Raw genomic sequence first — 24,336 nt, 5'->3', positions numbered from 1 at the left:
GACCGGACGATGGACGACCCCGGGCGGGGGCCCGGCCCAGGCCCTGAAGGCGGCGGGGAGAGGCCCCCCGACGGGAGACCCCCCGGCCCGCTGCCGTACGAGGGAGTCTGGCGGTTCACCGCTCCCGCCGTCGACGCCTCGGTGCCGCAGGCGCGGCACGCGGTCCGCGACCTGCTGGTCCGCCAGGGCGTACCCGTCTCGGACGACCTCGTCCAGGGACTTCTGCTGATCGTCTCCGAGCTGGTCACCAACGCGGTCCGGCACGCGGCGCTGCTCTCGCCGACGCTCGCCGTCGAGATCGCCGTCGGGGCCGAGTGGGTGCGGGTCTCCGTCGAGGACAACCACCCCTACCGCCCGACGGCCCTGGAGGCGGACCACGGCCAGACCGGCGGCCGCGGTCTCCTCCTGGTCCGCGAGGTGACGAGGGAGGCGGGCGGCGTGTGCGACGTGGAGCACACGGCGACGGGCGGCAAGGTGATCTGGTCGGCGCTGCCCCTCACACGCACACGGTTGATCTGAGAAGCCACGGAGACATGAGCCGCGCCCCGGCAGGGGCGCGGGACCGCTGTCGTACGGCTTCGCGCCGGGGCTCGCCCGGCCGGGACGAGCCCACGATCACGAACGGGCGTTCACCAGCCTGCGGCGTCCCCGGTCAGTTCCCTGATCGCCGGGCGGGCCGAGTCCAGCACGGTCATGAACCACGCCGAGAACGGGTCCTTCGCGTGCCGCTCCGCCAGCTCGGCCGCGCTCACGAAGGCCGTCGAACCGACCTCCTCGGGGTCCGGCCGCAGAGCCGACTGCACCATCCCGACGAAGAGGTGGTTGAACTCCTGCTCCACCAGCCCCGACTCCGGATCGGGGTGGTTGTACCTGACGGTCCCCGCCTCCGCGAGCAGCGAGGGCGAGACACCCAGCTCCTCGTACGTCCGGCGCGCGGCCGCCGCGAAGGGCGCCTCGCCGGGGTACGGGTGACCGCAGCACGTGTTGGACCAGACCCCGGGGGAGTGGTACTTGCCCAGCGCCCGCTGCTGCAGCAGCAGCCGGCCCCGCTCGTCGAAGAGGAAGACGGAGAACGCCCGGTGCAGCTGCCCGGGCGGCTGATGGGCCGTGAGCTTCTCCGCTGTGCCGATCGTGGTGCCGTCCTCGTCGACCAGTTCGAGCAAGATGGCTTCGGCGGTGCCGTTCGACGAACTGTGCGTCGCGGTGGCAGGAGTGATCGGCATACCCATCCTTCGCATCGGTCTTCGAGCCCCAAGTCTGCCGTACGAAACCGGCACTCCCGGCATCACGCGGAGTCCCGCATGTCCGGTTCCGTCGCGCGGCGGAACCCGGCACCACCGCCCCCGCCGGCCCGATGCCGCATGGGGACGGACACCCGGCGGTTCCCCGCCGTCGCCGGCGAGGAACCGCCCGGACCCGGGGCTGGGACCGCCTCGCCCGCCGCACGCAACCGCAGTGGAGAACGGGCCGGACGCCGTAGCCCGACATCGGTGCACCGCGTCCGCCGACCGGCCCTCACGCGTGCGTGGGGTCTCCACCACCGGGCGTACGCCGCCCCGTCGCCGTCACCCGTCTCAGTGGCAGAGCCGCGCCTCGTGCACCGCGTGCCCGGCCGGCTCCAGCTGGAAGGTGCAGTGCTCCACGTCGAAGTGGTCTTCGAGACAGGACCGCAGTTCGTGCAGCACCCGCTCGTGCCCCGCGGTGTCCAGCGCCCCCGGGCCGACGACCACGTGCGCGGAGAGGACCGGCAGGCCCGAGGTGATCGTCCAGGCGTGCAGGTCGTGTACGCCCTCGACGCCCGGCACCGCACGGATGTGGGACCGTACCGCCGCCATGTCGACGTCCTTCGGCGCCGCCTCCAGGAGCACCTCCAGCGTCTCCCGCAGCAGCTTCCACGTACGGGGCACGATCATCAGGCCGATGACGATCGAGGCGACCGGATCGGCGGCCCGCCAACCGGTGGCCAGCACGACGACCGCGGACACCAGCACCGCCAGGGAACCGAGCGCGTCCGCGGCGACCTCCAGGAACGCGCCGCGCACGTTCAGGCTCTCCTTCTGCCCCCGCACCAGCAGGGAGAGCGAGATCATGTTCGCGACCAGACCGATCAGGCCGAACACGACCGTCAGCCCGCCCTCGGTCTGCGCCGGGGTCACGAAGCGCTGGAGTGCCTCGTACAGGACGTACCCGCCGACGCCGAGCAGCAGCAGACAGTTCGCCAGAGCGGCGAGGACCTCGGCTCGCGCGTATCCGAAGGTGCGGCTCCCGGTCGGCGGGCGGCCCGCGAAGTGGATCGCCAGCAGTGCCAGGCCGAGACCGAGCGCGTCGGTCGCCATGTGTGCCGCGTCCGCGATGAGCGCGAGCGAATTCGCGGCGATCCCGCCGACGGTCTCCACCGCCATGACGGTGAGCGTGATCGACAGGGCGACGCGCAGTCTCCCGCGGTACGCCGCGGCCGCCGTGCCCCCGCCGGCGGCGCCGTGCGTGTGTCCGTGACCATGACCGGCCCCCATGAAAACCGCCCTCCGAAACCGCCCCGACCCACTGTCGACGATCTCCAGTGAACTACGGGTGGGGGGTATGCGCAACGCGGTACTGAACACCGTTGTCATACCCTCTGACCTGCGTAAATGATCCGCAGGTCAGAGGGTCGACGCGAGGTCACGAGTGGTGCAGCTGCCAGCCCTGCCACGCCGAATCGACCATCTCGCGCATCCCGCGCCGGGCGCTCCAGCCCAGCTTCTCGGCGGCCAGCGCGGCCGAGGCGACCGCACGCGGGGCGTCGCCGGGGCGGCGCGGTTCCACGAGCACGGGGCGGGTGTCGCCGGTGACCTCGCCGATGAGCGTCAGGAGTTCGCGCACCGAAACGCCCTCGCCGCGGCCGATGTTCACCGTCAGATCGCCCGGGGTGTCCGCCGTGACCAGCAGCCGGGCCGCCGCCAGATGTGCCTCGGCGAGGTCGGCGACATGGATGTAGTCGCGTACGCATGTGCCGTCCGGCGTCGGATAGTCGTCGCCGAAGATCCGGGGGGCCTCGTCGCGCGTGAGCCGGTCGAAGACCATCGGGACCACGTTGAAGACCCCGGTGTCCGCCAGCTCCGGGGCGGCGGCGCCCGCCACGTTGAAGTAGCGCAGGCACGCGGTCCTGATGCCGTGCGCGCGCCCCGCGGCCCGCACCAGCCACTCACCCGCGAGCTTCGTCTCGCCGTAGGGGCTCATCGGGGCGCACGGGGTGTCCTCCGTGATGAGATCCACATCCGGGTTGCCGTAGACGGCCGCGGACGAGGAGAAGACGAAACGCTCGACACCCGCCCCGGCGACCGCGTCGAGGAGCGTGGCGAGTCCGCCGACGTTCTCCTGGTAGTAGCGCGTGGGCTGGGCCACGGACTCGCCGACCTGCTTGCGCGCGGCCAGGTGCACCACACCCGTCACCGCGTGCTCGGCGAGGACCCGCTTCAGCAACTCCCCGTCCAGCGCCGAACCCTGGACGAGCGGGATGCCGTCGGGCAGCCGCGCGGGGACCCCGGCCGAGAGGTCGTCGAGCGCGAGCACGCGCTCCCCGGCCTCGGCCATGGCCCGTGCCACGTGCGCCCCGATGTATCCAGCCCCGCCTGTGATCAGCCATGTCATGGACGCCCACCCTATGCCGGTCCGCCCGCTTCCGAGGGCGCGGGAACTATGCCGTGAATTGCGCCGGAATAGGCCGTGGTTTGTGGGCCGGGCCCCGAATCCACGATGATGATCGCGGCGGACGCGCCGATCAGAACGTGTTGATCGGGCCGTGAACGGGCGGTGAACGGCCGCTTCCCATCATCCGATAGCCTCTGCCGACACGCCGCCCGGCCGTTCCAGGGCCGTACCCCCACCACGCACATGCCCGGCGTCGCGCACGCCGGAACCCAGAGGAGTGAGTTCGTCTGTCGACCGCCATCCTCACCGGTCAGCCGGTCCCCGGATCGTCGCTCGAGGGCGATCTGCGGTCGCTCGGCTTCGACGTGCGGGTCGCCACCGACGCGGCCGACGCCGAGACGCTCCTCGCCGCCGTCCCCGCGAACCAGCGGGTCGCCGTCGTCGACTCCCGCTTCGTGGGTCACGTCCACGCGCTGCGGCTCGGCCTGACCGACCCACGCTTCGAGGCAGCCGCGATCCCCGGCGCCGTCACCGCCCGGCCCGCGGCCCGGCCGGCGCTGGCCCGGGCGCTGCGCACGGCCTCCGACGACGCGTCGAACGGTTCCGTGGTGGTGGGCATCGTCGCCGACCGTGTCGCGGACGCCCTCGACACCGATCTGCACCGGCCCGAGCTGGGTGAACTCGTCGCCGAGGTCCCGAGGGACCCGCAGGCGCGCAACGAGGCCCGGCAGGCCCTCGCCACCGTCGACGACGAGGCGATCCGGCTGCGCACGGCCGTGAAGTCCCGCGACGGCTTCTTCACCACGTACTGCATCAGCCCGTACTCCCGCTATCTCGCCCGCTGGTGCGCCCGTCGCGGCTTCACGCCGAACCAGGTCACCACGGCATCGCTGATCACCGCGCTGATCGCGGCCGGCTGTGCGGCGACCGGCACCCGCGCCGGCTTCGTCGCCGCGGGCCTGCTGCTCCTCTTCTCCTTCGTCCTCGACTGCACGGACGGCCAGCTCGCCCGCTACTCCCTGCAGTACTCCACGCTCGGAGCCTGGCTCGACGCGACCTTCGACCGCGCCAAGGAGTACGCCTACTACGCGGGCCTCGCCCTCGGCGCGGCCCGGGGCGGCGACGACGTATGGGCGCTCGCCCTCGGCGCGATGGTCCTGCAGATCTGCCGGCACGTCGTCGACTTCTCCTTCAACGAGGCGAACCACGACGCCACCGCCAACACCAGCCCCACCGCCGCACTCTCCGACAAGCTCGACAGCGTCGGCTGGACGGTCTGGCTGCGCCGGATGATCGTCCTGCCCATCGGCGAGCGCTGGGCCATGATCGCCGTGCTCACCGCGCTGACGACCCCCCGCATCACCTTCTACGCCCTGCTCGTCGGATGCGCGCTCGCCGCGACGTACACGACGGCGGGCCGGGTCCTCAGGTCGCTGACCCGCAAGGCGCAGCGCACCGACCGGGCCGCGCAGGCCCTCGCCGACCTGACCGACTCGGGTCCGCTCGCCGAGCTCCTGGCGCGCCTGGGACGCGGTGTGCGCCTCGGCGGTCCGGCCGCCGTCGCCCTGGTCGCCGGCGCCCTCGTCGTCCTTGCGTCCTGGCTTTCCCCGTACGGCAGTTGGTGGCCCGTCCTGGGCGCCGGTGTCTACGTCCTGCTGTCGCCCGTGGCCCTCCAGCGGCCGCTGAAGGGCGCCCTGGACTGGCTGGTTCCGCCGTTCTTCCGGGCGGCCGAGTACGGGACCGTCCTGGTACTGGCGGCCGAAGCCGATGTGAACGGCGCCCTTCCAGCGGCTTTCGGCCTGGTGGGTGCGGTCGCCTACCATCATTACGACACGGTGTACCGCATCCGCGGCAACGCCGGCGCGCCTCCGCACTGGCTGGTGCGGGCGATCGGCGGGCACGAAGGCAGGACGCTGCTGGTCACCGTCCTGGCCGCGCTGCTCGCCGCCACAGATTTCAAGGTCGCGCTCACGGCTTTCGCCGTGGCCGTGGCACTGCTGGTGCTCGTCGAGAGCATCAGCTTCTGGGTGACCGCCCACAGGCGCGGCGCACCCGCCGTACACGATGAAGGAGAACCCGCATGATCGGCCTCGTGCTGGCTGCCGGCGCCGGACGGCGTCTGCGCCCCTACACCGACACCCTGCCCAAGGCTCTGGTGCCGGTGGGACCCGAGGGCAACGAGGACAGCATCACCGTGCTCGACCTCACCCTCGGCAACTTCGCCGAGATCGGCCTGACCGAGGTCGCCATCATCGTCGGGTACCGCAAGGAAGCCGTCTACGAGCGCCGCGAGGCGCTGGAGCAGAAGTACGGCGTCAAGATCACCCTGATCGACAACGACAAGGCCGAGGAGTGGAACAACGCCTACTCCCTGTGGTGCGGCCGTGACGCCATCAAGCACTCGGTGATCCTCGCCAACGGCGACACCGTGCACCCGGTCTCCGTCGAGAAGACCCTGCTCGCCGCCCGCGGCGACGGCAAGAAGATCATCCTCGCCCTCGACACGGTGAAGTCCCTCGCCGACGAGGAGATGAAGGTCGTCGTCGGCCCCGAGGGCGGCATGACCAAGATCACCAAGCTGATGGACCCGGCCGAGGCGACCGGTGAGTACATCGGCGTCACCCTGATCGAGGGCGACGCCGCCGACGAGCTCGCCGACGCGCTCAAGACGGTCTTCGAGACCGACCCGCAGCAGTTCTACGAGCACGGCTACCAGGAGCTCGTGAACCGCGGCTTCCGTATCGACGTGGCCCCCATCGGTGACGTCAAGTGGGTCGAGATCGACAACCACGAGGACCTCGCCAAGGGACGTGAGATCGCGTGCCAGTACTGACGAGGCTCATCCCCTCGCCGGTCGTCGTCGACATCCGTCCGGGCGCCCTGGACGACCTCGCGGCGGTCCTCGCGGACCAGCGCATCTCGCACTCGGGCAAGCTGGCCGTCGCGATCAGCGGCGGTTCCGGAGCCAAGCTGCGCGACCGGCTGACCCCGGCGATGCCGGGCGCCGACTGGTTCGAGGTCGGCGGCGGCACCCTGGACGACGCGATCAAGCTCGCCGACGCCATGAAGAAGGGGCGCTACGACGCGGTCGTGGGCCTCGGCGGCGGCAAGATCATCGACTGCGCGAAGTTCGCCGCGGCCCGTATCGGCCTCCCGCTGGTCGCCGTCGCCACGAACCTCTCGCACGACGGTCTGTGCTCGCCCGTCGCGACCCTCGACAACGACGCGGGCCGCGGCTCGTACGGTGTGCCGAACCCGATCGCCGTCGTCATCGACCTCGACGTGATCCGTGAGGCCCCGGTCCGCTTCGTGCGCTCCGGCATCGGCGACGCCCTGTCCAACATCTCCGCGGTCGCGGACTGGGAGCTGGCCAACCGCGAGAAGGGCGAGCAGATCGACGGTCTCGCCGCCGCGATGGCCCGCCAGGCCGGCGAGGCCGTGCTGCGGCACCCGGGCGGCGTCGGCGACGACGGCTTCCTCCAGGTGCTCGCCGAGGGCCTGGTCCTCACCGGCATCTCCATGTCCGTCGCGGGCGACTCCCGCCCGGCGTCCGGCGCCTGCCACGAGATCAACCACGCCTTCGACCTGCTCTTCCCCAAGCGTGCGGCCAGCCACGGCGAGCAGTGCGGCCTGGGCGCGGCCTTCGCGATGCACCTGCGCGGGGCGCGCGAGGAGTCGGCGTACATGGCCGAGGTCCTGCGACGTCACGGACTGCCCGTACTGCCCGAGGAGATCGGCTTCACCCCGGACGAGTTCGTCCAGGTCGTGGAGTTCGCTCCGACGACCCGGCCGGGCCGCTACACGATCCTCGAACACCTCGACCTCTCCACCGACCAGATCAGGGACGCATACGCCGACTATGCAAAAGCCATCGGTAGCTGAGCTCCGCCCGGTCGTGCACCCTCCGGGTGTGAAGGACCGGCGGAGCGGCGAGCACTGGGGAGGCCGGCTCTACATGCGCGAGATCTCGCTGCGCATCGACCGGCACCTGGTGAACACGCGGGTCACGCCCAACCAGCTGACCTACGTGATGACCGTCTTCGGCGTGCTCGCCGCGCCGGCCCTGCTGGTGCCGGGCATCCCCGGCGCCCTGCTCGGCGTGCTGATGGTCCAGCTCTACCTGCTCTTCGACTGCGTCGACGGGGAGATCGCCCGCTGGCGCAAGCAGTACTCGATGACCGGGGTGTACGTCGACCGCGTCGCCGCCTACCTGTGCGACGCCGCGGTCCTGGTCGGCTTCGGCCTGCGCGCCGCGGACCTGTGGGGCACCGGGCGGATCGACTGGCTGTGGGCCTTCCTCGGTACCCTGGCCGCCCTCGGCGCCATACTGATCAAGTCCGAGACCGACCTCGTCGGGGTCGCCCGGCACCAGACCGGCAAGGCGCCCGTCCAGGAGTCGGCGTCCGAGCCGCGCTCCTCCGGCATGGCGCTGGCCCGCCGGGCCGCGGGCGCGCTCAAGTTCCACCGGCTCGTCCTCGGCATCGAGGCCTCCCTGCTGATCCTGGTCCTCGCGGTGCTGGACACGGTCAGGGACGACCTCTTCTTCTCGCGGCTCGGCGTCGCGGTCCTGGCCGGCATCGCCATGCTGCAGACCCTGCTGCACCTCGTGTCCATCCTCGCCTCGAGCAGGCTGAAGTGAGCACGGCCCCGAAGGTCGGCGCGGTGATCATCACCATGGGCAACCGCCCCGACGAACTCCGCGCCCTCCTCGACTCGGTCGCCAAGCAGGACGGCGCCCCGGTCGAGGTGGTCGTGGTCGGCAACGGCTCGCCCGTCCCGGACGTCACCGGGTCCATACCGGGCGTCCGCACGGTCGAACTGCCCGAGAACCTCGGCATCCCCGGCGGCCGCAACGTCGGCATCGAGGCGTTCGGCCCCGGCGGCACCGACGTGGACGTCCTGCTCTTCCTGGACGACGACGGTCTCCTCGCGCACCACGACACCGCCGAGCTCTGCCGGCAGGCGTTCACGGACGACCCGGAGCTCGGCATCATCAGCTTCCGCATCGCCGACCCCGAGACGGGGATCACCCAGCGCCGCCACGTGCCACGGCTGCGCGCCTCCGACCCGATGCGCAGCTCCCGCGTCACCACCTTCCTCGGCGGCGCCAACGCGGTCCGTACGAAGGTGCTCGCCGAGGTCGGCGGACTGCCCGACGAGTTCTTCTACGCCCACGAGGAGACTGACCTCGCCTGGCGGGCCCTCGACGCGGGCTGGATGATCGACTACCGCTCGGACATGGTGCTGTACCACCCCACGACGGCGCCCTCGCGGCACGCGATCTACCACCGGATGGTCGCCCGCAACCGCGTCTGGCTCGCCCGTCGCAACCTGCCCGCCCCGCTGGTCCCCGTCTACCTCGGCGTGTGGATGCTGCTCACCCTCGCCCGCCGTCCTTCCCGCCCCGCCCTGCGGGCCTGGTTCGGCGGTTTCAAGGAGGGCTGGACCAGCCCGTGCGGGCCCCGGCGCCCCATGAAGTGGCGTACGGTATGGCGCCTGACCCGTCTGGGCCGACCACCCGTCATCTGACAAGCTCGATATCTGAGAGCATTCGGGCCGTACCCCGGTCCCTGTCTTTGGCCTACGCCCGACCAGGCCGCGCATCCTGAGGACGAAAGTTTCCACTTGTGAGTGAGACAACGCATGACGGTGGTGTCGCGGTGAGCGCCCGTCCGTCGCCCGATGAAGGGCTCTCCGCGGCGGACCTCGCCGCCAAGTACGGGCTGGCCGTGAGCGGCGCCCGGCCCGGGCTCGTCGAGTACGTCCGCCAGCTCTGGGGACGGCGTCACTTCATCCTCGCCTTCTCGCAGGCGAAGCTCACCGCCCAGTACAGCCAGGCCAAGCTCGGCCAGCTGTGGCAGGTGGCCACGCCGCTGCTGAACGCGGCCGTGTACTTCCTGATCTTCGGCCTCATCCTGCAGGCCGACCGTGGCATGTCCCGTGAGGTCTACATCCCGTTCCTGGTGACGGGTGTGTTCGTCTTCACCTTCACCCAGAGCTCGGTGATGGCGGGCGTGCGCGCGATCTCCGGCAACCTCGGGCTGGTCCGGGCGCTGCACTTCCCGCGTGCCTCGCTGCCGATCTCGTTCTCGCTGCAGCAGCTCCAGCAGCTGCTGTTCTCGATGATCGTGCTGTTCGTCGTGACGATCGCCTTCGGCAGCTACCCGCGGCTTTCCTGGCTGCTGATCCTCCCGGTGCTGGCCCTGCAGTTCCTGTTCAACACCGGCCTCGCGATGATCATGGCCAGGATGGGTTCCAAGACCCCGGACCTCGCGCAGCTCATGCCGTTCGTGATGCGTACGTGGATGTACGCGTCCGGCGTCATGTTCTCCATCCCGGTGATGCTGGAGAAGCACCCTGCCTGGATCGCCGACATCCTCCAGTGGAACCCGGCCGCCATCTACATGGACCTGATGCGCTTCGCGCTGATCGACGGCTACGGCCCCGCGAGCGAGGTGCTGCCGCCTCACGTGTGGGCCGTCGCGGGCGGCTGGGCCGTCCTCGTCGCCGTCGGCGGATTCGTGTACTTCTGGAAGGCTGAGGAGCGGTACGGCCGTGGCTGAGCTGAACACCGGGGACAAGATCCCCACCGTCATCGCGGACGAGCTGCACATCGTCTACCGGGTCAACGGCGCCAAGACCGGCAAGGGCAGCGCGACCGCCGCCCTCAGCCGCATAATCAAGCGCGGCGAGGAGCGGGGCGTCCGCAAGGTGCACGCCGTCCGAGGCGTCTCCTTCAACGCCTACCGGGGCGAGGCCATCGGCCTGATCGGCTCCAACGGCTCCGGCAAGTCCACCCTCCTGCGGGCCATCGCGGGGCTGCTCCCCGCGGAGCGGGGCCACGTCTACACCGACGGCCAGCCCTCGCTCCTCGGTGTCAACGCGGCCCTGATGAACGACCTCACGGGCGAACGGAACGTCATCCTCGGCGGGCTCGCCATGGGCATGTCCCGCGAGCAGATCAGGGAGCGCTACCAGGACATCGTCGACTTCTCGGGCATCAACGAGAAGGGCGACTTCATCACCCTGCCGATGCGTACCTACTCCTCCGGCATGGCCGCCCGTCTGCGCTTCTCCATCGCGGCCGCCAAGGACCACGACGTCCTCATGATCGACGAGGCCCTCGCCACGGGCGACCGCAAGTTCCAGAAGCGTTCCGAGGCCCGCATCCGGGAGCTCCGCAAGGAGGCCGGCACGGTGTTCCTCGTCAGCCACAACAACAAGTCGATCCGTGACACCTGCGACCGCGTCCTGTGGCTGGAGCGCGGCGAGCTGCGCCTGGACGGCCCGACCGACGAGGTCATCAAGGAGTACGAGAAGTTCACGGGCAAGTAGCCCGGATCGCCCGAGACAGTGCAGGGCCCCGTCGGAACGTTCCGACGGGGCCCTGCGTCTGCAAAGAATGGGCCAACTCCGGTCGTCCTTAGGAATCTTGACGCCAATCGGTGTGTTCTTGTGATGTGCCGGACACCCCGACGGGTCATGGCGGGTTGTACAACGTAAGCTGTACCGGTGCTGATTCGCGGCAAGTGGGGCGATAATGCGCGACAACCGGCATAGGGTCTGCTGCGCGGACCGCCGGGCGGCGTGTCCGAAATAGTCACCATTGGGTCAGCAGTGTAGAACGGGAGATGTGACGGCAATGGCTACGGAAACTCTCCAGCTCCGCTGTGCGTGCGCCGTCCCCGGTCCGGGTAGCCAGCGGTGACGCCGGCCGGGACGGCGCGCGCCGGCGACCCGGAGCGCACCACCCTCGCCAAGGCCGCTCACGAGAACTTTCCCGTGGCGCCGTTCTTCCTGCCCAGGGCCTGGCGCGACGACCTCATGGCCGTCTACGGATTCGCCCGGCTGGTCGACGACATCGGGGACGGGGACCTGGCCCCCGGCGGTGCCGACGCCCGCCTCCTGGGCGTCTCCCCGGCAGAGGCCGAGGACCGGCTCGTCCTGCTCGACGCCTTCGAGGCGGACCTGCGCAAGGTCTTCGACTCGACTCCCGGCCACCCGCTCCTGCGCCGCCTCCAGCCGACGGTCCGCCGTGCCGGCCTGACCCCCGAGCCCTTCCTCGGGCTGATCGCGGCGAACCGCCAGGACCAGCTCGTCAAGCGGTACGAGACCTACGACGAGCTCCTCGCCTACTGCGAGCTGTCCGCCAACCCGGTGGGCCGTCTGGTCCTCTCCGTCACGGGGACCTCGACTCCCGAACGGGTCCGCCGCTCGGACGCGGTCTGTACGGCGCTGCAGATCGTCGAGCACCTCCAGGACGTCGCCGAGGACCTCGGCCGCGACCGTGTCTACCTGCCCGCCGAGGACATGAAGCGTTTTCACGTCCAGGAGGCGGATCTCGCCGCACGAACGGCAGGCGCATCGGTGCGCGCACTGGTTGCATACGAAGCAGAACGCGCCCGGCACCTCCTGAATGAAGGCACCCCCCTCGTGGGTAGCGTCCACGGCAGGCTGAGGCTGCTGCTCGCGGGCTTCGTCGCGGGAGGAAGGGCGGCGATCCGAGCGATCGCCGCCGCCGAATACGACGTACTTCCCGGCCCGCCCAAGCCCGGCAAGATCCAGTTGCTGCGCGAGGTGGGAGTGACTCTGCGAGGAGAGGGGTGATCCGGACCGTGGAGTCGGAACCACGCATGTCCGCACCGGTACTCGCCGCTTACGGCTACTGCGAGGCGGTCACCGGACAGCAGGCCCGCAACTTCGCGTACGGCATCCGGCTGCTGCCGACGCCCAAGCGCCGCGCCATGTCGGCGCTGTACGCGTTCTCGCGGCGCGTGGACGACATCGGTGACGGCGCGCTCGCCCCCGACGTCAAGGCCGCGCGGCTCGAGGAGACCCGGGCGCTGCTCGCCCGCGTCCGCGACCGCTCCGTGGACGAGGACGACACCGACCCTGTCGCCGTCGCCCTTCGCCACACGGCGGACCACTTCCCGGTCCCGCTCGACGGCCTCGACGAACTCATCGACGGAGTCCTGATGGACGTCCGCGGCGAGACCTACGAGACCTGGGACGACCTGAGGGTCTACTGCCGCTGCGTCGCCGGGGCCATCGGCCGGCTCTCGCTCGGAGTGTTCGGTACGGAACCGGGGGCGCGCGGAGCCGAGCGGGCGCCGGAGTACGCGGACACGCTCGGGCTCGCGCTGCAACTCACCAACATCCTCAGGGACGTTCGGGAGGACGCCGAGGGCGGACGGACCTACCTGCCCGCGGACGACCTCGCGAAGTTCGGCTGCTCGGCCGGGTTCGACGGGGCGCATCCACCGGAGGGCTCCGACTTCGCGGGCCTCGTGCACTTCGAAGTGCGTCGGGCCCGCGCGCTTTTCGCGGAGGGTTACCGGCTGCTGCCGATGCTGGACCGCCGCAGCGGCGCCTGTGTCGCCGCGATGGCCGGCATCTACCGCCGCCTCCTCGACCGCATCGAGCGCGAACCGGAGGCCGTCCTGCGCGGCCGGGTCTCGCTGCCCGGACGCGAGAAGGCGTACGTCGCCGTGCGGGGCCTCTCCGGGCTCGACGCCCGGCACGTCTCCCGCCGCACCGTCAGGAGGCGCGCCTGATGGACAGTCCGGACCAAGACGACGCAAGTACCGGGAAACGGTGCGCAACCCTCCGGCCGGGGACGGCGTCCCTGACTTCAACGGCCGGCCGTGCCCCGTTCCACCGGCACGGCGAGGCCGCGGGGGAAGGTGCACGATGAACGACACGACGCAGGACGAGGAACTCGATGCGGACCCGCCGAGCGGCCCCGCGACGGCCGTGGTGGTCGGCGGGGGGCTCGCGGGGATGACCGCGGCGCTCGCGCTCGCCGACGCGGGAGTGCGGGTGACGCTGCTCGAAGGCCGGCCCCGGCTCGGCGGGCTCGCCTTCTCCTTCCAGCGCGACGGACTCACCGTGGACAACGGCCAGCACGTGTACATGCGCTGCTGCACCGCCTACCGCTGGTTCCTCGACCGTGTCGACGGAGCCGAACTCGCGCCGCTGCAGGACCGTCTCGACGTCCCCGTCCTCGACGCGGAGGGCGAACCGGGACGCAGACTCGGCAGAATCGGCCGCACGGCGCTGCCCGTACCGCTGCATCTGGCGCGCAGCCTCGCCACATATCCCCATCTGTCGCTCTCGGAGCGCGCCAAGGTCGGTCGTGCCGCACTGGCACTCAAGGGGCTCGACCTCGCCGACCCGGCGCTCGACGCGCAGAACTTCGGCACCTGGCTGGCCGAGCACGGTCAGTCGGAGCGTGCCGTCGAGGCACTGTGGGACCTCGTGGGGGTCGCCACTCTCAACGCGGTGGCCGGCGACGCTTCGCTCGGGCTCGCCGCGATGGTGTTCAAGACCGGTCTGCTCTCCGACCCGGGCGCGGCCGACATCGGCTGGGCACGCGTCCCGCTGGGCGAACTGCACGACCGGCTGGCCCGCAAGGCGCTCGACTCCGCGGGCGTCCGTACCGAAGTCCGTACACGCGTCACCTCCATCTCCCAACACGGGAACGGGCGTTGGAGCGTTCAGGTTCCCGGCGAGACGCTCGACGCCGACACGGTCGTGCTCGCCGTGCCGCAGCGCGAGGCCCACGACCTGCTGCCCGACGGCGCGCTCGACGCCCCCGAGCGGCTGCTCGACATCGGTACGGCGCCGATCCTCAACATCCACGTCGTGTACGACCGGAAGGTGCTCGCCCGGCCGTTCTTCGCCGCGCTCGGCTCCCCGGTGCAGTGGGTCTTCGACCGGACCGAGGCGTCCGGACTCTCGCAGGGCCAGTACCTCGCACTGTCCCAGTCCGCCGCGCAGGACGAGATCGACGAACCGGTCTCGGTGTTGCGCGAGCGGTATCTGCCGGAGCTGGAGCGGCTGCTGCCCGGCACCCGTGGCGCCGAGGTACGGGACTTCTTCGTGACCCGGGAGCGCACGGCGACGTTCGCCCCGGCCCCCGGCGTCGGACGGCTGCGGCCCGGCGCCCGCACCAAGGCAACCGGCCTCTACCTGGCCGGCGCGTGGACCGCCACAGGGTGGCCCGCGACCATGGAGAGTGCGGTCCGCAGCGGCGTGAGCGCGGCCCACGCCGCGCTGAGCGCCCTGGGCCGGCCCCGCGACCACCTCTTCGAGCTCTTCGAGGAGGCGGCGTGACGCTCGACCAGAGCGCGGCAGGCTCCCGCACCCCCCGTATCGCAAGTAGAGGAGAGACTGTGCCCACTGTGCCCCCGGCATCCAAGGCTGCCGACGCGGTGGACGTGACCGCGCTCCTGGAGCGCGGCCGGACCCTGGCCACACCGGTACTGCGGGCGGCCATCGACCGCCTGGCACCTCCTATGGACACCGTTGCCGCCTACCACTTCGGCTGGATCGACGCCGAGGGCAACCCCGCCGACGGCGACGGCGGCAAGGCCGTACGTCCCGCCCTCGCCGTCCTGTCCGCCGAGGCGGCCGGCGCGGCCCCCGAGGTGGGCGTGCCGGGCGCGGTCGCCGTCGAACTGGTGCACAACTTCTCACTCCTGCACGACGACCTGATGGACGGCGACGAGCAGCGCCGCCACCGTGACACCGTCTGGAAGGTGCACGGCCCCGCGCAGGCGATCCTCGTCGGCGACGCCCTGTTCGCCCTGGCCAACGAACTGCTCCTGGAACTCGGCACGGTCGAGGCGGGCCGTGCCACGCGCCGCCTGACCACCGCCACGCGCGCGCTGATCGACGGCCAGGCCCAGGACATCTCCTACGAGCACCGCGACCGTGTCAGCGTCGAGGAGTGCCTGGAGATGGAGGGCAACAAGACGGGTGCGCTGCTCGCCTGCGCCTGTTCCATCGGCGCGGTCCTCGGCGGCGCCGACGACCGCACGGCCGACACGCTGGAGAAGTACGGCTACCACCTCGGCCTCGCCTTCCAGGCCGTCGACGACCTGCTAGGCATCTGGGGCGACCCGGTGGCCACCGGCAAGCAGACCTGGAGCGACCTGCGTCAGCGCAAGAAGTCCCTGCCGGTCGTCGCCGCGCTCGCGGCGGGCGGCCCGGCCTCCGCGCGCCTCGGTGAACTGCTCGCCGAGGACGCCAGGAGCAGCGACTTCGAGAACTTCTCCGAGGAGGAGTTCGCCGTGCGCGCAGCTCTCATCGAGGAGGCCGGCGGCCGCGAGTGGACCGCCCAGGAGGCGCGCCGGCAGCACACCGTCGCCATCGAGGCGCTCGACATGATCCACATGCCGGACCGGGTACGGGCCCAGTTCGTGGAGCTCGCCGACTTCGTCGTCGTCCGAAAGAGATGATCACTATCGGTCGAATAAACCTCGCGTAGTCGCCGGCCGGTGCTGCGGGAAAACGAGCACCGGCCGACGGCGGACCCACAGCAGAGACATGCCACTGCACGAAGGGGAAGCCATGACAGCGACGACCGACGGAAGCACCGGGGCCCTGCCGCCCCGCGCTGCCTCGGCCAGCGACATCCGGACAGAATCGATTCCCGCGGCGGCCGGGACAGCCGATATCCCAGACGCCGCCGCGCGCGCGATACAGCGCGCCACCGACTTCCTGCTCGCCACGCAGGACGCCGAGGGCTGGTGGAAGGGCGACCTCGAGACCAACGTCACGATGGACGCCGAAGACCTGCTGCTCCGTCAGTTCCTGGGCATCCACGACGAGAAGACCACGCACGCCGCCGCACTGTTCGTCCGCGGCGAGCAGCGCGAGGACGGCACCTGGGCCTCCTTCTACGGCGGACCGGGCGAACTCTCCACCACCATCGAGGCGTACGTCGCCCTGCGGCTGGCCGGTGACGCGCCGGACGATCCGCACATGGCGAAGGCGTCCGCGTGGATCCGTGAAAGGGGCGGCATCGCCGCGGCCCGGGTCTTCACCCGGATCTGGCTCGCCCTGTTCGGCTGGTGGAAGTGGGACGACCTCCCCGAACTGCCCCCTGAGCTCATCTACTTCCCGAAGTGGGTGCCGCTCAACATCTACGACTTCGGCTGCTGGGCCCGGCAGACCATCGTGCCGCTCACCGTCGTCTCGGCAAAACGCCCGGTACGGCCCGCGCCCTTCGCGCTGGACGAGCTGCACACCGACCACCGTGACCCCAACCCGGTCAAGCCCCTCGCCCCGGTGGCGAGTTGGGACGGAGCCTTCCAGCGGCTCGACAAGGCCCTGCACGTCTACCGCAAGGTCGCCCCGCGCCGGCTCCGCAGAGCCGCGATGAACACCGCGGCCCGCTGGATCATCGAGCGCCAGGAGAACGACGGCTGCTGGGGTGGCATCCAGCCGCCCGCCGTGTACTCGATCATCGCCCTGCACCTGCTGGGCTACGACCTACAACACCCGGTGATGCGCGAGGGGCTGGCGTCCCTCGACCGCTTCACCGTCTGGCGCGAGGACGGGGCCCGGATGATCGAGGCCTGCCAGTCACCGGTCTGGGACACCTGCCTCGCGACCATCGCGCTCGCCGACGCGGGCGTGCCCGCCGATCATCCGCAGCTGGTGAGGGCCGCGGACTGGATGCTCGGAGAGGAGATCGTCCGACCCGGCGACTGGGCGGTCAAGCGGCCCGGACTCGCGCCCGGAGGCTGGGCGTTCGAGTTCCACAACGACAACTACCCGGACATCGACGACACCGCCGAGGTGGTCCTCGCGCTGCGCCGGGTCAAGCACCACGACCCGGAGCGAGTGGAGAAGGCCATCGGGCGCGGGGTGCGCTGGAACCTCGGCATGCAGTCCAAGAACGGCGCGTGGGGCGCCTTCGACGTCGACAACACCAGCCCCTTCCCCAACCGGCTGCCGTTCTGCGACTTCGGCGAGGTCATCGACCCGCCGTCCGCCGACGTCACCGCACACGTCGTGGAGATGCTCGCCGTCGAAGGGCTGGCCCACGACCCGCGCACCCGCCGCGGTATCGAGTGGCTGCTCGCCGAACAGGAGGCGAACGGCTCCTGGTTCGGCCGCTGGGGCGTCAACTACGTCTATGGGACAGGGTCGGTGGTGCCCGCCCTGGTGGCAGCCGGACTGCCCGCCTCGCATCCCGCGATCCGTCGGGCGGTCGCCTGGCTGGAGACCGTGCAGAACGACGACGGCGGCTGGGGCGAGGACCTGCGCTCCTACCACGACGCCGCCGAGTGGAGCGGGCGGGGCGCGTCGACCGCGTCCCAGACCGGGTGGGCGCTGTTGGCGCTGCTCGCGGCCGGGGAGCGGGACTCCAAGGCCGCCGAGCGTGGTGTCGCCTGGCTCGCGGAGACCCAGCTGGCGGACGGCTCCTGGGACGAGCCGTACTTCACCGGCACCGGGTTCCCGTGGGACTTCTCGATCAACTACCACCTCTACCGCCAGGTCTTCCCGCTCACCGCGCTCGGCCGGTACGTCAACGGCGAACCCTTCGCCGGTCCGCGCGGCCCGGCGGGCAGGGGGAGCGGATGACCGGCACACCGGCCGCCGCCCCGCTGCTGATCGCCTGCGCGCTCGGCATCGAGCACCTCGCCCTGCGCACCGGCGGCAGCCGCGGCGGGGCCGACGGCCCGGTCACCGTGCTGCGTACGGGCATGGGGCCCAAGGCCGCCGAGCGGGCGGTCGGCCGGGCCCTGGCCGGTCCCTCTCTGCAGGGTGCGGCCGTCCTGGCCACGGGCTTCTGTGCCGGGCTCGCCCCCGGTATGCACCCGGGAGACCTGGTCGTCGCCGAGGAGACCCGGGACCCACGCGGCACCACGCCGTGTGTGGGAGCCGACCTGCTGGTCAAGGAACTGATGCGTGCCGTGCCCGGGCGCACCGTCCACACGGGACCCCTCACCGGTTCCGATCACGTCGTGCGCGGCCAGGAACGGTCGGATCTGCTCGCGACCGGCGCGATCGCGGTCGACATGGAGTCGGCGGCCACGCTTCACCGCGCCGTCCGCGCGGGCGTGCGCCCGGTTGCGGCCGTACGGGTGGTCGTGGACGCTCCAGAACATGAACTCGTCCGGATCGGCACGGTGCGCGGTGGAATATCAGCCTTCCGTGTTCTTCGTGCCGTTCTACCCGCTTTCTTCGAATGGCACCGTTCTTTGCTGCTCCCCAGGAGGTGAGCCAGATGGCCATGCCGCTCCGCCAGACCATCAAGGTCGCGACGTATCTCTTCGAACAGAAACTGCGCAAGCGGGAGAAGTTTCCGCTGATCGTCGAGCTTGAACCGCTCTACGCCTGCAATCTGGCATGCGAGGGCTGCGGCAAGATCCAGCACCCGGCCGGAGTGCTCAAACAGCGCATGCCGGTGGCCCAGGCCGTCGGGGCGGTGCTGGAGTCCGGGGCGCCGATGGTGTCCATCGCCGGCGGCGAGCCTCTGATGCACCCGAAGATCGACGAGATCGTACGGCAGCTGGTGGCCCGGAAGAAGTACGTCTTCCTGTGCACCAACGCCATGCTGATGCGCAAGAAGATGGACAAGTTCACGCCGTCCCCCTACTTCGCGTTCGCCGTGCACATCGACGGCCTGCGGGAGCGGCACGACGAGTCCGTCGCCAAGGAGGGAGTGTTCGACGAGGCCGTGGAGGCCATCAAGGAGGCCAAGAAGCGCGGCTTCCGGGTGACCACCAACTCGACCTTCTTCAATACCGACACCCCGCAGACGATCATCGAGGTGCTCGACTTCCTCAACGACGACCTCCAGGTCGACGAGATGATGATCTCGCCCGCCTACGCCTACGAGAAGGCGCCCGACCAGGAGCACTTCCTGGGCGTCGAGCAGACCCGGGAACTGTTCAAGAAGGCTTTCGGGGGCGGCAACCGGCGGCGCTGGCGGCTCAACCACTCCCCGCTCTTCCTGGACTTCCTGGAGGGCAAGGTCGACTTCCCGTGCACGGCGTGGGCGATCCCCAACTACTCGCTCTTCGGCTGGCAGAAGCCCTGCTACCTGATGAGCGACGGGTACGTCACGACGTACAGGGAGCTCGTCGAGGACACCGACTGGGACGCGTACGGTCGCGGCAAGGACCCGCGCTGCGCCAACTGCATGGCGCACTGCGGCTACGAGCCGACCGCGGTCCTGGCCACCATGGGTTCCCTCAAGGAGTCCCTGAGGGCCGCCCGCGAGACCGTCTCCGGAAACCGCGGGTGACGACGTGAGCGCCGTCTCCCTGGGGCTGCCCGAGGTGCCGGTCCGGCCGATCGCGGAGCGCCGTGTCTCGCGGCGGATCCAGGTCGGGCCGGTGGCGGTCGGTGGCGGGGCGCCCGTGTCGGTGCAGTCGATGACGACGACGCGTACGTCGGACATCGGCGCCACCCTCCAGCAGATCGCCGAACTCACCGCGTCCGGCTGCCAGATCGTCCGCGTCGCCTGCCCCACGCAGGACGACGCGGACGCGCTCGCCACCATCGCGCGCAAGTCGCAGCTCCCGGTGATCGCGGACATCCACTTCCAGCCGAAGTACGTGTTCGCCGCGATCGAGGCGGGCTGCGCGGCGGTACGGGTGAACCCCGGCAACATCAAGCAGTTCGACGACAAGGTGAAGGAGATCGCTCGGGCCGCGAAGGACCACGGCACGCCGATCCGGATCGGGGTCAACGCCGGTTCGCTGGACCGGCGCCTGCTCCAGAAGTACGGCAGGGCGACGCCCGAGGCGCTGGTCGAGTCGGCGCTGTGGGAGGCCTCGCTCTTCGAGGAGCACGGATTCCAGGACATCAAGATCTCGGTCAAGCACAACGACCCGGTCGTCATGGTCAACGCCTACCGGCAACTGGCGGCCCAGTGCGACTACCCGCTGCATCTCGGCGTGACCGAGGCGGGGCCGGCCTTCCAGGGGACGATCAAGTCCGCGGTGGCGTTCGGGGCGTTGCTCTCCGAGGGCATCGGCGACACCATCCGGGTGTCCCTGAGCGCGCCGCCCGCCGAGGAGTGCAAGGTCGGCATGCAGATCCTGGAGTCGCTGGGACTGCGGCAGCGGAGGCTGGAGATCGTGTCGTGTCCGTCCTGCGGGCGGGCCCAGGTCGACGTCTACAAGCTCGCCGACGAGGTCACGGCCGGACTGGAGGGCATGGAAGTGCCCCTGCGCGTCGCGGTCATGGGCTGCGTCGTCAACGGCCCGGGCGAGGCGCGGGAGGCGGACCTGGGGGTCGCCTCCGGCAACGGCAAGGGGCAGATCTTCGTCAAGGGCGAGGTCATCCGGACGGTGCCCGAGTCGAAGATCGTGGAGACCCTCATCGACGAGGCGATGAAGATCGCCGCACAGATGGAGGCGGACGGCGTCGCGTCAGGCGAGCCGGAGGTCACGGTGCCGGGGCAGCCCTCCGTCACCGCGAGTCAGTAGCAGCACAGACCGAGAGGGGGCCCGAGCGTGACAATTCTGGAGAGCATCCGGGGACCACGCGACCTGAAGGCGCTGTCCGAGACGGAGATAGGCCAACTGGGCGACGAGATCCGGGAGTTCCTGGTGCACGCGGTCGCCAGGACCGGCGGTCATCTGGGGCCCAACCTGGGGGTGGTGGAACTCTCCATCGCGCTCCACCGGGTCTTCGAGTCGCCCGTCGACCGCATTCTGTGGGACACCGGCCACCAGAGCTACGTACACAAATTGCTGACAGGGCGTCAGGACTTCTCCAAGCTGCGGGGCAAGGGCGGCCTCTCCGGCTACCCGTCTCGCGCGGAGTCCGAGCACGACGTCATCGAGAACAGCCACGCGTCCACCGCGCTCGGCTGGGCCGACGGACTCGCCAAGGCCCGCCAGGTACAGGGGGAGAAGGGGCACGTCGTCGCGGTCATCGGCGACGGCGCGCTCACCGGCGGCATGGCGTGGGAGGCGTTGAACAACATCGCCGCCGCCAAGGACCGGCCGCTGATCATCGTCGTCAACGACAACGAACGCTCGTACGCGCCGACCATAGGCGGTCTCGCGAACCACCTGGCGACGCTGCGGACCACCGACAGCTACGAGAAGGTCCTGGCCTGGGGCAAGGACGTCCTGCTGAGCATGCCTGTCGTCGGCGGCACCCTCTTCGAGTCCCTGCACGGCGCGAAGAAGGGGTTCAAGGACGCTTTCGCGCCGCAGGGCATGTTCGAGGACCTGGGGCTGAAGTACGTCGGGCCGATCGACGGGCACGACGTGGGCGCGGTCGAGTCGGCGCTGCGGCGCGCGAAGCGCTTCCACGGGCCCGTACTCATCCACTGCCTGACGGAGAAGGGGCGCGGATACGAACCCGCCGTCGCACACGAGGAGGACCACTTCCACACCGTCGGCGTGATGGACCCGCTCACCTGTGAGCCGCTCGCGCCCTCCAACGGCCCCTCCTGGACCTCGGTGTTCGGCGACGAGATCGTGCGCATCGGAGAGGAACGCGCGGACGTCGTGGCGATCACCGCGGCCATGCTGCATCCGGTGGGCCTCGCGAAGTTCGCGGAGAGGTTCCCCGACCGGGTGTGGGACGTCGGTATCGCCGAGCAGCACGCCGCGGTGTCCGCGGCCGGGCTCGCGACGGGCGGACTGCATCCGGTCGTCGCGGTGTACGCGACCTTCCTCAACCGGGCCTTCGACCAGCTCCTCATGGATGTCGCGCTGCACCGCTGCGGGGTGACCTTCGTGCTGGACCGCGCCGGAGTCACGGGAGTCGACGGAGCGTCGCACAACGGCATGTGGGACCTGTCCGTCCTCCAGGTCGTGCCGGGGCTCCGGATCGCCGCGCCGCGTGACGCCGACCAACTGCGCGCCCAACTGCGCGAGGCGGTCGCCGTGGACGACGCCCCCACACTGATCCGCTTCCCCAAGGAGTCGGTGGGGCCCGCGGTGCCAGCGGTCGACAGGGTGGGCGGTGTGGACGTGCTGCACCGCGGCGCGCGGCCCGACGTCCTCCTCGTCGCCGTGGGAGTGATGGCCCCGGTGTGTCTGCGGGCGGCCGAACTCCTGGAGGCCCGGGGCATCGGCTGCACGGTGGTCGACCCGCGGTGGGTCAAGCCCGTGGACCCCGCGCTGCCCGGCCTCGCCGCCGGCCACCGCATGGTCGCCGTCGTCGAGGACAACAGCCGGGCCTCCGGAGTGGGCGCGGCGGTCGCGCTCGCCCTGGGCGACGCCGAAGTCGACGTGCCGATACGGCGGTTCGGGATCCCCGAGCAGTTCCTCGCACACGCCAAGCGGGGCGAGGTGCTGGCCGACATCGGTCTGACGCCCGTCGAGATCGCGGGCCGGATCGGCGCGAGCCTGGCCACACGGGAAGCGGGCGCGGCGGTCACGGACGCCGAACCGGCGGTCACGGCGCGGGCCCCCGGCGGGCAGGCCGCCACGAAGCGCGTGCGGAAGGCGCAGGCCGACGGGCAGCGCACGTCGAAGCGGCAGGCGGCCGGGAAGCCGGCGGCCGGGAAACAGGCGCCCAAGGAGAAACAGGAATGACCACCAGTGAGTCCCAGGAGTTCGACCTCGGCAGTCTTCTCGCCGAGCGCGGAGCCGAGCGCTACGAACTGCATGCCAAGCACCTGAACCACCAACTGCCGCGCATGCTGCACACCATCGGCTTCGACAGGGTCTACGAGCGGGCCGAGGGCGCGTACTTCTGGGACGCGGACGGCAACGACTACCTGGACATGCTCGCCGGGTTCGGGGTGATGGGACTCGGCCGCCACCACCCCGTCGTCCGCAAGGCGCTGCACGACGTCCTCGACGCCCAGCTCGCCGACCTGACCCGCTTCGACTGCCAGCCGCTGCCCGGGCTGCTGGCGGAGAAGCTGCTCACGCACAGCCCGCACCTGGACCGGGTGTTCTTCGGCAACAGCGGTACGGAGGCCGTCGAGACCGCGCTGAAGTTCGCCCGGTACGCCACCGGCAGGCCGCGGGTCCTGTACTGCCCGCACGCCTTCCACGGCCTCACCACCGGGTCCCTGTCCGTGAACGGCGAGGACGGCTTCCGGGACGGCTTCGCCCCGCTGCTGCCCGACACGGCGGTGCCGCTCGGCGATCTCGACGCCCTGGCAAGGGAGTTGAAGAAGGGTGACGTCGCCGCCCTGATCGTCGAGCCGATCCAGGGCAAGGGCGTCCACGAGTCCCCGCCGGGCTATCTGCGCGCCGCCCAGGAACTGCTGCACCGGCACAAGGCGCTGCTCATCGCGGACGAGGTGCAGACGGGGCTGGGCCGGACCGGCGACTTCTACGCCTACCAGCACGACGAAGGCGTCGAACCGGACCTGGTGTGCGTGGCCAAGGCGCTGTCCGGCGGCTATGTGCCGGTCGGGGCCACACTCGGCAAGGACTGGATCTTCAAGAAGGTCTACTCGTCCATGGACCGCGTCCTCGTGCACTCCGCGAGCTTCGGGTCCAACGCGCAGGCCATGGCGGCCGGCCTCGCCGTGCTGTCGGTCATGGAGAACGAGCAGATCGTGGCGAACGCCCGCGCCACGGGGGAGCAGCTGAAGTCCCGGCTCGCGGCGCTCGTCGACAAATACGAGCTGCTGAGCGACGTACGCGGCCGTGGGCTGATGATCGGCATCGAGTTCGGGCGGCCCAGGTCACTGAAGCTGCGCAGCCGGTGGACGATGCTGCAGGCCGCGCGCAAGGGGCTGTTCGCGCAGATGGTGGTCGTGCCACTGCTGCAGCGGCACCGGATCCTCACCCAGGTCTCCGGCGACCATCTGGAGGTGATCAAGCTGATTCCGCCGCTGGTCTTCGGTGAACGGGACGTCGACCGGTTCCTGGACGCCTTCACCGCCGTGATGGACGACGCACACAGTGGGGGCGGGCTCATGTGGGACTTCGGGAAGACGCTGGTCAAACAGGCGGTCGCCAACAGGTAGGCCCCGGC

The 24,336-nt window shown here is 70.7% G+C and carries 22 protein-coding genes; 19 read left to right on the top strand and 3 right to left on the bottom strand.

Features of this window, described 5'->3' with window-relative positions:
* Positions 1-9: 9 nt before the first annotated feature.
* Positions 10-519, top strand: coding sequence for an ATP-binding protein (locus O1Q96_RS31565; protein ID WP_269253801.1), 510 nt, complete (start codon positions 10-12; stop codon positions 517-519).
* A gap of 110 nt (positions 520-629) precedes the next feature.
* Here the strand turns inward: O1Q96_RS31565 and idi are convergent, their stop codons facing one another.
* The 3 genes from idi to galE all read right to left on the bottom strand — a co-directional run bounded on the left by idi (position 630) and on the right by galE (position 3,630).
* Entirely contained in the window at positions 630-1,223 is a 594-nt protein-coding gene (gene idi / locus O1Q96_RS31560; protein ID WP_217458692.1) for an isopentenyl-diphosphate Delta-isomerase, read from the bottom strand.
* Positions 1,224-1,574: 351 nt separating this feature from the next.
* Positions 1,575-2,513 carry a cation diffusion facilitator family transporter gene (locus tag O1Q96_RS31555; protein ID WP_269251394.1) on the bottom strand — a complete coding sequence of 313 codons (939 nt, stop codon included), beginning with the start codon at positions 2,511-2,513 and terminating at the stop codon, positions 1,575-1,577.
* A gap of 148 nt (positions 2,514-2,661) precedes the next feature.
* On the bottom strand, positions 2,662-3,630 hold the full coding sequence (gene galE / locus O1Q96_RS31550; protein WP_269251393.1) for a UDP-glucose 4-epimerase GalE: 969 nt from the start codon (positions 3,628-3,630) through the stop codon (positions 2,662-2,664).
* A 287-nt stretch (positions 3,631-3,917) separates the two neighbouring features.
* Here galE and O1Q96_RS31545 point away from each other — a divergent pair, with 287 nt between their 5' ends.
* From O1Q96_RS31545 to O1Q96_RS31465, 18 genes are all read left to right on the top strand, one after another.
* Entirely contained in the window at positions 3,918-5,714 is a 1,797-nt protein-coding gene (locus O1Q96_RS31545) for a DUF5941 domain-containing protein (RefSeq protein WP_269253800.1), read from the top strand.
* Positions 5,711-6,463 carry a phosphocholine cytidylyltransferase family protein gene (locus O1Q96_RS31540; protein WP_217458695.1) on the top strand — a complete coding sequence of 251 codons (753 nt, stop codon included), beginning with the start codon at positions 5,711-5,713 and terminating at the stop codon, positions 6,461-6,463. The genes O1Q96_RS31545 and O1Q96_RS31540 overlap by 4 nt, the downstream gene beginning before the upstream one ends.
* Positions 6,451-7,512, top strand: a complete 1,062-nt coding sequence (locus O1Q96_RS31535) for an iron-containing alcohol dehydrogenase family protein (protein ID WP_269251392.1) — start codon at positions 6,451-6,453, stop codon at positions 7,510-7,512. The genes O1Q96_RS31540 and O1Q96_RS31535 overlap by 13 nt, the downstream gene beginning before the upstream one ends.
* Positions 7,490-8,269 (top strand): CDP-alcohol phosphatidyltransferase family protein, encoded by a 780-nt coding sequence (locus O1Q96_RS31530; RefSeq protein ID WP_217458697.1) that lies wholly within the window; start codon positions 7,490-7,492, stop codon positions 8,267-8,269. The genes O1Q96_RS31535 and O1Q96_RS31530 overlap by 23 nt, the downstream gene beginning before the upstream one ends.
* Complete coding sequence (locus O1Q96_RS31525) at positions 8,266-9,159, top strand: glycosyltransferase family 2 protein (protein WP_217458698.1); 894 nt, start codon at positions 8,266-8,268, stop codon at positions 9,157-9,159. The genes O1Q96_RS31530 and O1Q96_RS31525 overlap by 4 nt, the downstream gene beginning before the upstream one ends.
* 98 nt (positions 9,160-9,257) lie before the next feature.
* Entirely contained in the window at positions 9,258-10,193 is a 936-nt protein-coding gene (locus O1Q96_RS31520; RefSeq protein ID WP_269251391.1) for an ABC transporter permease, read from the top strand.
* Entirely contained in the window at positions 10,186-10,965 is a 780-nt protein-coding gene (locus O1Q96_RS31515) for an ABC transporter ATP-binding protein (protein ID WP_269251390.1), read from the top strand. The genes O1Q96_RS31520 and O1Q96_RS31515 overlap by 8 nt, the downstream gene beginning before the upstream one ends.
* A 369-nt stretch (positions 10,966-11,334) precedes the next feature.
* Positions 11,335-12,237 carry a squalene synthase HpnC gene (hpnC, locus tag O1Q96_RS31510; RefSeq protein WP_269251389.1) on the top strand — a complete coding sequence of 301 codons (903 nt, stop codon included), beginning with the start codon at positions 11,335-11,337 and terminating at the stop codon, positions 12,235-12,237.
* A complete protein-coding gene (hpnD, locus tag O1Q96_RS31505) occupies positions 12,234-13,184 on the top strand; it encodes a presqualene diphosphate synthase HpnD (RefSeq protein ID WP_269251388.1) in 951 nt (316 codons plus the stop codon). The genes hpnC and hpnD overlap by 4 nt, the downstream gene beginning before the upstream one ends.
* Positions 13,184-13,324: a DUF6380 family protein gene (locus O1Q96_RS44690; protein WP_419586979.1), complete on the top strand. Its 141-nt coding sequence runs from the start codon at positions 13,184-13,186 to the stop codon at positions 13,322-13,324. Before hpnD ends, O1Q96_RS44690 begins: the two co-directional genes overlap by 1 nt.
* Positions 13,321-14,745 carry a hydroxysqualene dehydroxylase HpnE gene (gene hpnE / locus O1Q96_RS31500; RefSeq protein WP_269251387.1) on the top strand — a complete coding sequence of 475 codons (1,425 nt, stop codon included), beginning with the start codon at positions 13,321-13,323 and terminating at the stop codon, positions 14,743-14,745. The genes O1Q96_RS44690 and hpnE overlap by 4 nt, the downstream gene beginning before the upstream one ends.
* Positions 14,742-15,872, top strand: coding sequence for a polyprenyl synthetase family protein (locus O1Q96_RS31495; RefSeq protein ID WP_269251386.1), 1,131 nt, complete (start codon positions 14,742-14,744; stop codon positions 15,870-15,872). The genes hpnE and O1Q96_RS31495 overlap by 4 nt, the downstream gene beginning before the upstream one ends.
* Positions 15,873-15,984: 112 nt before the next feature.
* Positions 15,985-18,006 carry a squalene--hopene cyclase gene (gene shc, locus O1Q96_RS31490; RefSeq protein WP_269251385.1) on the top strand — a complete coding sequence of 674 codons (2,022 nt, stop codon included), beginning with the start codon at positions 15,985-15,987 and terminating at the stop codon, positions 18,004-18,006.
* Positions 18,003-18,647 (top strand): phosphorylase family protein, encoded by a 645-nt coding sequence (locus O1Q96_RS31485; RefSeq protein ID WP_269251384.1) that lies wholly within the window; start codon positions 18,003-18,005, stop codon positions 18,645-18,647. Before shc ends, O1Q96_RS31485 begins: the two co-directional genes overlap by 4 nt.
* Before the next feature lie 5 nt (positions 18,648-18,652).
* Positions 18,653-19,675, top strand: a complete 1,023-nt coding sequence (gene hpnH / locus O1Q96_RS31480) for an adenosyl-hopene transferase HpnH (RefSeq protein ID WP_269251383.1) — start codon at positions 18,653-18,655, stop codon at positions 19,673-19,675.
* A gap of 4 nt (positions 19,676-19,679) precedes the next feature.
* The gene (gene ispG / locus O1Q96_RS31475) at positions 19,680-20,864 is read left to right on the top strand and encodes a flavodoxin-dependent (E)-4-hydroxy-3-methylbut-2-enyl-diphosphate synthase (protein WP_269251382.1); all 1,185 of its coding nucleotides are present in this window, start codon (positions 19,680-19,682) and stop codon (positions 20,862-20,864) included.
* A gap of 27 nt (positions 20,865-20,891) precedes the next feature.
* Positions 20,892-22,934, top strand: a complete 2,043-nt coding sequence (gene dxs / locus O1Q96_RS31470) for a 1-deoxy-D-xylulose-5-phosphate synthase (RefSeq protein WP_269251381.1) — start codon at positions 20,892-20,894, stop codon at positions 22,932-22,934.
* Entirely contained in the window at positions 22,931-24,328 is a 1,398-nt protein-coding gene (locus O1Q96_RS31465) for an aspartate aminotransferase family protein (RefSeq protein ID WP_269251380.1), read from the top strand. Before dxs ends, O1Q96_RS31465 begins: the two co-directional genes overlap by 4 nt.
* The last annotated feature ends 8 nt before the right edge of the window (positions 24,329-24,336 follow it).

The sequence above is a fragment of the Streptomyces aurantiacus genome, from assembly GCF_027107535.1.
GTDB lineage: Bacteria > Actinomycetota > Actinomycetes > Streptomycetales > Streptomycetaceae > Streptomyces.
The sequence above is the reverse complement of the archived record's forward strand: the minus strand, read 5'-3'. Positions and strand labels throughout refer to the sequence as shown.

Coding starts and splice junctions, on each gene's coding strand:
- hpnH (WP_269251383.1), top strand. CDS start 18,653: ATGGCCATGCCGCTCCGCCAGACCATCAAGGTCGCGACGTATCTCTTC.
- O1Q96_RS31540 (WP_217458695.1), top strand. CDS start 5,711: ATGATCGGCCTCGTGCTGGCTGCCGGCGCCGGACGGCGTCTGCGCCCC.
- O1Q96_RS31485 (WP_269251384.1), top strand. CDS start 18,003: ATGACCGGCACACCGGCCGCCGCCCCGCTGCTGATCGCCTGCGCGCTC.
- O1Q96_RS44690 (WP_419586979.1), top strand. CDS start 13,184: ATGGACAGTCCGGACCAAGACGACGCAAGTACCGGGAAACGGTGCGCA.
- idi (WP_217458692.1), bottom strand. CDS start 1,223: ATGCCGATCACTCCTGCCACCGCGACGCACAGTTCGTCGAACGGCACC.
- galE (WP_269251393.1), bottom strand. CDS start 3,630: ATGACATGGCTGATCACAGGCGGGGCTGGATACATCGGGGCGCACGTG.
- O1Q96_RS31565 (WP_269253801.1), top strand. CDS start 10: ATGGACGACCCCGGGCGGGGGCCCGGCCCAGGCCCTGAAGGCGGCGGG.
- shc (WP_269251385.1), top strand. CDS start 15,985: ATGACAGCGACGACCGACGGAAGCACCGGGGCCCTGCCGCCCCGCGCT.
- O1Q96_RS31465 (WP_269251380.1), top strand. CDS start 22,931: ATGACCACCAGTGAGTCCCAGGAGTTCGACCTCGGCAGTCTTCTCGCC.
- O1Q96_RS31555 (WP_269251394.1), bottom strand. CDS start 2,513: ATGGGGGCCGGTCATGGTCACGGACACACGCACGGCGCCGCCGGCGGG.
- O1Q96_RS31530 (WP_217458697.1), top strand. CDS start 7,490: ATGCAAAAGCCATCGGTAGCTGAGCTCCGCCCGGTCGTGCACCCTCCG.
- hpnE (WP_269251387.1), top strand. CDS start 13,321: ATGAACGACACGACGCAGGACGAGGAACTCGATGCGGACCCGCCGAGC.